At 40.5% G+C, this 7318-nt stretch carries 5 protein-coding genes; 1 reads left to right on the top strand and 4 read right to left on the bottom strand.

All coding sequences use genetic code 11. The annotated features are described in order from the left end of the window. Positions 1–264: hypothetical protein (locus FWE37_08590; protein ID MCL2521036.1), on the bottom strand; the 264-nt coding region annotated here is incomplete at its 3' end. A gap of 51 nt (positions 265–315) precedes the next feature. After that, a complete protein-coding gene (locus FWE37_08595) occupies positions 316–2394 on the bottom strand; it encodes a diguanylate cyclase (protein ID MCL2521037.1) in 2079 nt (692 codons plus the stop codon). A 215-nt stretch (positions 2395–2609) separates the two neighbouring features. Here FWE37_08595 and rpsD point away from each other — a divergent pair, with 215 nt between their 5' ends. Then, positions 2610–3230 (top strand): 30S ribosomal protein S4, encoded by a 621-nt coding sequence (rpsD, locus tag FWE37_08600; protein ID MCL2521038.1) that lies wholly within the window; start codon positions 2610–2612, stop codon positions 3228–3230. Positions 3231–3771: 541 nt separating this feature from the next. Here rpsD and FWE37_08605 read toward each other — a convergent pair. Both FWE37_08605 and FWE37_08610 read right to left on the bottom strand, forming a co-directional pair. Further along, complete coding sequence (locus FWE37_08605; GenBank protein ID MCL2521039.1) at positions 3772–5748, bottom strand: U32 family peptidase; 1977 nt, start codon at positions 5746–5748, stop codon at positions 3772–3774. After that, positions 5748–6962, bottom strand: a complete 1215-nt coding sequence (locus FWE37_08610; protein ID MCL2521040.1) for a glycosyltransferase — start codon at positions 6960–6962, stop codon at positions 5748–5750. The genes FWE37_08605 and FWE37_08610 overlap by 1 nt, the downstream gene beginning before the upstream one ends. Between the last annotated feature and the right edge of the window lie 356 nt (positions 6963–7318).

Here is a 7318-nt window from a genome sequence, read left to right on the forward strand (position 1 = left end):
AAACACAAACAGGCCATCGGGAGTTCTAAAAAAAGGGTGCACCACCGAAAAATTTTCGTGGCCAAAGGCTACTCCCGCAAACCGGCTGGGGTTACCGCTATAAGTTAAAATAAAATAGTTGTTCCAAATATGCGGTTTGGTAGCGGCGGTGGCCTCTACTAAGCGCAAAAACAGATAGGTATCGTTAATAATAGGGCCAGAGCTTTGGGCAGTTAAGCCGTAAGTTAAGGCCAAAAAACTAATCAAAAAAAATCGTTTACCCATACTCTTTACCTATCGGGCAAGCCGGCTTACATCTTTAACCCTAAATAAACCTTAACTATTTATCCCTTTACGCGTAATGTAAGGCGCCATATCGCCGTTAAAATAATAATCTATAAGATAATCCACCACATTAGGGTCGTAGATAGTACCTTGGCCGTTTTTTAAAGAAAGAACTGCAATTTCGCTATCATATTGCATAAGGTCGTTCTGAAAATCGCGGCAAGCTAAAAAGATACGGCATTTTAGCGGTATTTCTTCGGCCTTTAATTTTTGCGGACCGCTGCCATCGTAATGCTCGCCCGATTTTAAAATTAAATGGGCAATACCCGAAATTTCGGGCAAACAAGAGGTAATACGGTAACCAATTTTGGCCACATCAGGGTCTTCGTTATTAGCAATATTAAACTTACTGTTAATGACAAAACCTAAATTATAAAAACGAATAAAGTTAGTAAAGGTACGCGTGCTAAAGGTATTAGCAGGATAATATTTAGCCACGTTTAAACACAGTTTAATAACCTCGTCGGTTTGCCTGTTCTGCGTATCTTCGTAGCTATCGAGGTAACCTAAAAACATTTGGGTAATACTGCGCTTAACCCCTAAAGCACGCGAGCTTTTGTTACTGTAAAGTTTACTATCGGCCAAACTAAGTAATTTAGCAAAGCCATCTTTTCCTTCATAGGTTGCCTCGCCAAAAGAGATATACAAAGGTAAAATAGATTTGCCATCATTAAGGATATTAAACTGATTTAAACTAGTTAAAGTATTAGTTAAGGCCCGTCTTACCCCCTCTTCATCGACATTAGGTAAAGGGATAATAAACTCATCGCCGCCTAACCTAATAACGCTGGCCTTAGGGTTGGCCCCTTTTAAAACTAGGGCGGCATTTTTTAAAATTTTATCCCCTTCGTGGTGGCCTAAGGCATCGTTCACCAACTTAAGACCATCTAAATCGCACGAAATTAAACTGTGCGGCCCGGCGCTGGCATTAATTTCTTGCTCTATTTTATGTAAATAGTTACGGTTTAACAGGTCGGTTAGTTTATCGGTAGTGCTATCTTTTTCAAAAACCGAAATTTGTTTATCTATATCCGCTTGCTCTTGTTTTAAATGGCGGCGATAAAACCGGTACGACACAAATAAGATGAGCGCAATAACCCCTAAAGAGCCGCCCACTCCGCCGGTAGCCACAAAAAATCGATTGCGGGCCACAAAGTTACTATCACTAAAACCAACCCTTTGCCTAAGCACCAAATATAAATCGTTATCTATTGGCGTAAACGCCTCAATTTTACGGGTATAAAAAAAGTAATAAGCATCATTAATCCGGAACATCTGCCTTGCACGATAGCGGCCAATCAAATACCTTATGGGCGGTAAATATTGGTTACTGTCCATAAGCCGCATAGTAGCGCTATCGGGTGTAGGAATAAGTAAATCGCGGCTATTTACTAATAAAATACGGCCAAAATCGTTAGCTACACTGTTTCTTACGGTATTCCTAAAGTACATCATATCCATCTCGAAGATAAATAAGCCAAAAAACTGGTCATTATATCTAATTTGGTAGATAGCGCTCATTAAAGGCGGCTCACCGCTAAGCTGGTTATTTCGCAGCTCGCTAAAACGATAAGGGTCGTTGTTAGTTAGCGCCGCTCTTATGGCGCCATTACCGTAAACATTACCGCTCCGGCTGCCGTTTACAGAGACTAAAATATCGCCGGTTCGGTAATTGGCTATATCGCGGCCCAAAACCAACAAAACATCGGTAATATAGGGCTTACGTTCGGTAACCTCGCTCATAAAACCTAAAATCTCATTATAATAGCTACCTGCAGGATTATTCAAGAAAACACGCACTTCCGGCATATTTATTAGCTGCCTAGCTTCGATGTATTGCGCCTCAACTAACTCGGTAACTTCATCTATAGCAGTAAAAACTACATTTTGCATTAACCCATAATGCTCGCGGGCATCATCAACCGGATGAATAATATTGTGCCAAATAAAAATTGCTAAAAAAGGAATAAATACCAACAGAAGAGGCCTAACTACTAACATTAAAAAGTAGTTATTTTCTTTCTCTTTAATTTTCCTTTTTAAGGTCTTTAAGTGGCTATACCAAAACATTTGCTTACACCTTATTTTGATAAATGATAGCAATTATTATAACTGAAAGCCGTTTTTTTGTCAACAATTAAAAAAGAGTTATAATAACAGCTATAACAATTATAATTATTGCTAAAAATTAATAATTAAAATATAAAAAAGCCTGCTTTAGCGCCCTTGACAAAGCTAAAACTTTAGCTTAAACTAAGCCATAAAATTAACAAGGAGATTGAGTAATGGCAAGAAACTCCACCGCACGTGGTAAAATTGTCCGCCGTTTAGGTGTCAATATTTACGGTAACAGTAAATACGATAGATTACTCCGCAAAAAACCTAACCCACCGGGGGTTGAGCGCGGCCGTAAAATGCGTGGTAAATTATCTACCCACGCTATGCAAATGATTGAAAAGCAAAAAATTAAATTTGCTTACGAGGTAAGCGAAAAGCAATTTAAAAATACTTTTGTTGCTGCTAAAAAACTGCCCGGTATTACCGGCGATAATTTAATGATTTTGCTGGAAAAACGGCTGGATAACGTAGCTTATCGTATGGGGTTGGCCACCACCCGTGCGGCAGCTAGGCAATTTGTAAGTCACGGCCACCTTTATTTAAATGGCCGCCGGGTTGACGTAGCTAGCGCCCAAGTACGCGTAGGCGATGTTATAGAGGTTAAACCAATGAGCGAAAAAAGCAAAAATTTAGCTCGTATAGCCTTAAGTAAAAGTAACGAAAAAATTGCCAGCTGGCTAAGTTTTGATACCGATAGCCTTAAAGGCAAAATAGAACGCGAACCTGTACGCGCCGATATTAACACCATTGGTAATGAACAGGTAGTTGTTGAGTTTTACAGCAAGTAAATCTTTAGCAGCTTTTTGCTTTGTTCTTGCAAAATACTTCCGTTTAGGCGGAAGTATTTTTATTTGCTCATATTCCATCTTGACAAAAGCATTAAAATTATTAAACAATATTATTGCAATTAAAAATGGCTTAAAGCCGCTACTATTGTAATTCCACCTCTGCACCTTAAAGAAAGCAACTATCCGCTTATAGATACCAAAAGTAAAAATGTCCACTAATCCCCTTCGCCGGCACAAAACCTATGGTTTTGTGCCGGCGAAGGGGATTAAGGAACTAGTGTCTATAAAGGGATAGTTACCTTAAAGATATTGATAATATTAATAAGGAGGAGGCAAACGATGAGAGGTTTAACTTTCATTCAAAAACTGCTGCTAGCAGCTATTTTGCCACGTTAAACAAAACCTTAGGTTTTGCAGTGGCACCCAAAAACCGTTAAGGTTCTCCTGTCCTCTATTCCCCAATAGAGGGCAAGGTTTTATAAGTAGAATATAGCTGCTTTTTGCTTATTTGTCAAGCTTTATTGGTAAATGCCTACAGGCCTTAATTTAAAAAACCCCGCTCAAAGTTAAAGGCCTTAGTGTTGTTTAACGGCTTTTTGTGTTCCTTAAAAACAACATCTAACTCTTTGCCATCTTTTAACTCGCGCAAATCGTACAAAAAGCGGTTAATACCGGCTTTCGTTAAGCTATTTTTATGCTGTAAAATACTATAAGCCTTATGAGGAAAAACTTTACTACCCTCGCCGTTAGCCGTTATGCTGTAGCTATCGCCATCGCTGGCCTCGCTAAAGTGGTTAAATTTATAAACACTTTGCAAATTTACCCGCAGCATAAATAATTCCGGCCGGCCAAAAAGCGGCATAATAAAACTATCACCGTTATAACTATGAGTTACGGCAAGGCTGTTTTTAAGGCTGGCCTCAAAGGGAAAGGTAATGGCCGCCGCCTTTTGCGCAAATAGCAGCTCGGCAGCCAACCGGTTATGCACATAGAGCCACGGCCCCGCTATAATATTAACTTTATGTTTAGCCAGCAGGCCAAAATGTGCCGTATTATTAGCCACAAAGTTGGTAAAACCCTGCCGTACCAGCTCTTCTATCACCACAACCATAGTGCCCAACTGCTCCTCTGCCGTAACAGGCTCAAGGTAGATAGCCAGCATATTTTTTTTAACCGGCAAATTTTTGGCCGCCCGCAAGGTTTTAGCCATACTCCGGTTAAGCTCTAGCCACAGCATAGCCGGTTTGTAACTCACCAGCTGACTAAGGTTATTTAAATTAGCCGTTAAAATGTAATTACCTTTGGGCAAAATTTTAAGCTTTTCTTTGCTGGGTTTAGCGGCCCGTGCCTTAGTTTTAGGGGGTTTATTGATATAAGGGGCCAAATTATTAGGGATAAACGGCGGGTAACTTTGCTCGCGGCGGCTGCTTAAATAAACCAAATCGCCGGCGGCCAATTCGTTGTGCTCCAACACAAAACCCTCTTCGTTAAAGAGCGGTTCTTTTATCTTTAAATTCAGGCGTTTACTATCATCGGGACTGTTAATACGCAGGTAATCGCCGGCTTCCAACTTAATGTTAGGCAGGTAAAACTGACTACCCTTTTGAGCCACTTGCCCCAAAAATAAGCCGGTAGCCCCGCTAATTTTTAAAAAATCGGTGTTCTCGCGTACTTCTAAAAAGAAGGTGGTTTTAGAACGGGCAAAATCCGATTGCAGCAGCTCACCGGCATAAGCTATAGCCCGTTCGCTATCGTTTAAGTTATCCAGCACATAACGATAAGCCTTCGTTACTGTAGCTACATAACCAGAGCTTTTCATACGCCCCTCAATCTTTAAACTACTAACACCTATTTTAACTAACTGCGGAATAAGATGAATAGCTTGTAAATCGCGCGGCGAAAAAAAGCTGGCTTTATCTTGTTTACTATTATATTGACGGCGGCAAGGTTGTGTACAGCTGCCGCGATTGGCACTGGCTCCGCCTAAATAGCTGGAAAAAAGACACAGTCCCGAATAAGCGCTGCAAAGCGAGCCATGACAAAACACCTCAATTTCGGCCTCTGTATTATTTTTGATGTGGGCAATTTCCGTTAAGGTAAGCTCACGGGCTAACACAATCCGGGTGGCCCCGTAATCTTTAAAAAAATTAACCGCTAAGTGGCTGGCCGCCGCCGCTTGAGTGCTAATATGCAGCGGCAGCCCATATTCTTTAACTAAAGACGCCACCCCTAAATCTTGCACAATAACGGCGCCGGCCCCAATATTTTTTAAAAAAGCCAGCAGCGAAGCTACCCTATCCAGCTCGTCTTCACAAACTAAAGTATTAACAGTTACATAAATTTTTTTGCCTTGTTTATTAGCTGCGGCACAGGCGGCCTCCAGTTGGTTATAAGCAAAGTTGGTGCCACGCAGGCGGGCATTAAAATCTTTTAGGCCTAAATAACAGGCATCGGCCCCATTAGCTATGGCGGCATTAAGGGCCTCTATACTGCCGGCAGGGGCTAATAATTCGGTCATTATTTGTCTTCCTTTGGCAGCTTAAACTGCTGTATTAACTGTCCATATAACCCTTCCAGCTGCGGGCCTGTCGAGCTATCAAAACTTAACTCTTTACCACGTATGGCGGCTTCATGCTTTTTTTGCTCATAAATTTCTTTATTATCTAACAGCAGCTCTACCTTAGCTAAAAAATCATCAACATCTTCGTTTACTAAAAAACCGCCTCTTTCATCTTTTAGCACGCTATTGGTCCCTAAAGCCGCAATAGCCACCACCGGCAAACTATTAACTAAAGCTTCGGCCGTTACCACGCCTTGTGTTTCGGTTACACTAGCAAAGGTAAAGATATGGCTTAAAGTATAAATAGCTTTTATTTCGTGGTTAGGATAAATACCTAAAAAACTTACATAATCGTCAATTTGCATAGTCTTTACCAATTTTTTATACCTATTAACATAGGCTCCGGCCCCCACCATCAGTAGCTCGACATCATTACGTTTAGCCGTAAGTTTTTGCATAACCTTAAATAAAAATTCCACATTTTTTTCGTGGCTAATACGGCCGACAAATAATAACCGTTTACGGTCTTTAAGGCGCGGGTATTTATTAAGAATTTGCTCGTGGTGGACGGTATAACTGGCCTCGCTGCCGGAAAATTTAGCCATATCAATCCCGATAGACACGACCTCTATCTCTTTGGTAATGTTATATTGCTCTTTGGCTACTTGCCGCATTTCGGCGCTGGGGGTTACTATCATATCGCCCATACTATAAAACCTTTTGCTGTTTACCTTAATAAACCACTCCCAAAAACGCAGGGGCATAATGGGCACGTATATTTTAAAATATGGCGGATAATAAGTATGAATAGTTTGCACCAGCGGCACCTTATTTTGTTTGGCCCAAGCAGCCGCAATATGGCCAATAGTAAATTCTTGGTGATTATGAATAACATCGGGCTGTAAAACGGCCAATAGCTGCCTTATATTATCAAAATTGCCTTTAAAAACGTATCTTTCTTCTTTATTGGTGGTAAACCACAGGGGGTAACTTTTAAAACGATGAACGGTAATACCTGCCGGCAAAATACGGTTATCGCCTTCGGGGTATTCGGGAGCAATAACATGCACCTCGTGGCCCTGCTTGGCTAAATAAGCAATGCTGGCATCGATACAAGTAGCTACCCCTTGCGGACGCGGGTAGTAGGTATCGGAAGTGTAAACTATTTTCATAAACGACTTTTCCTTTACTATTATACGCTTTAGATAATATAATTACTGGCTTAAATGGTCAAGTAGGTTACCCTATCGGTAGCTATTTACAACCTCTTTTTACCCTACCAAAAGAATTTTAAAAATTTTCCAAAATATTTTCTCAAGTGAAGAAATAACAACCCGTAATTGAGTAGTGGTAACTGAAAGGTGAAAGATGAAAGATGAAAATTAAGAATTAAAAAGCTATCCACTTTCAGTTATCACCTTTCAGTTATCAATTATTTACATTTAAGGAGTAAAAGAAATGTTAGATACCACAGGGTTATTTAACCCCCTAGAATCCGCAGCCCATAAACTGTGCCGCCTAATGCAGA

This window comes from Spirochaetaceae bacterium, from assembly GCA_009784515.1.
GTDB lineage: Bacteria > Spirochaetota > Spirochaetia > WRBN01 > WRBN01 > WRBN01.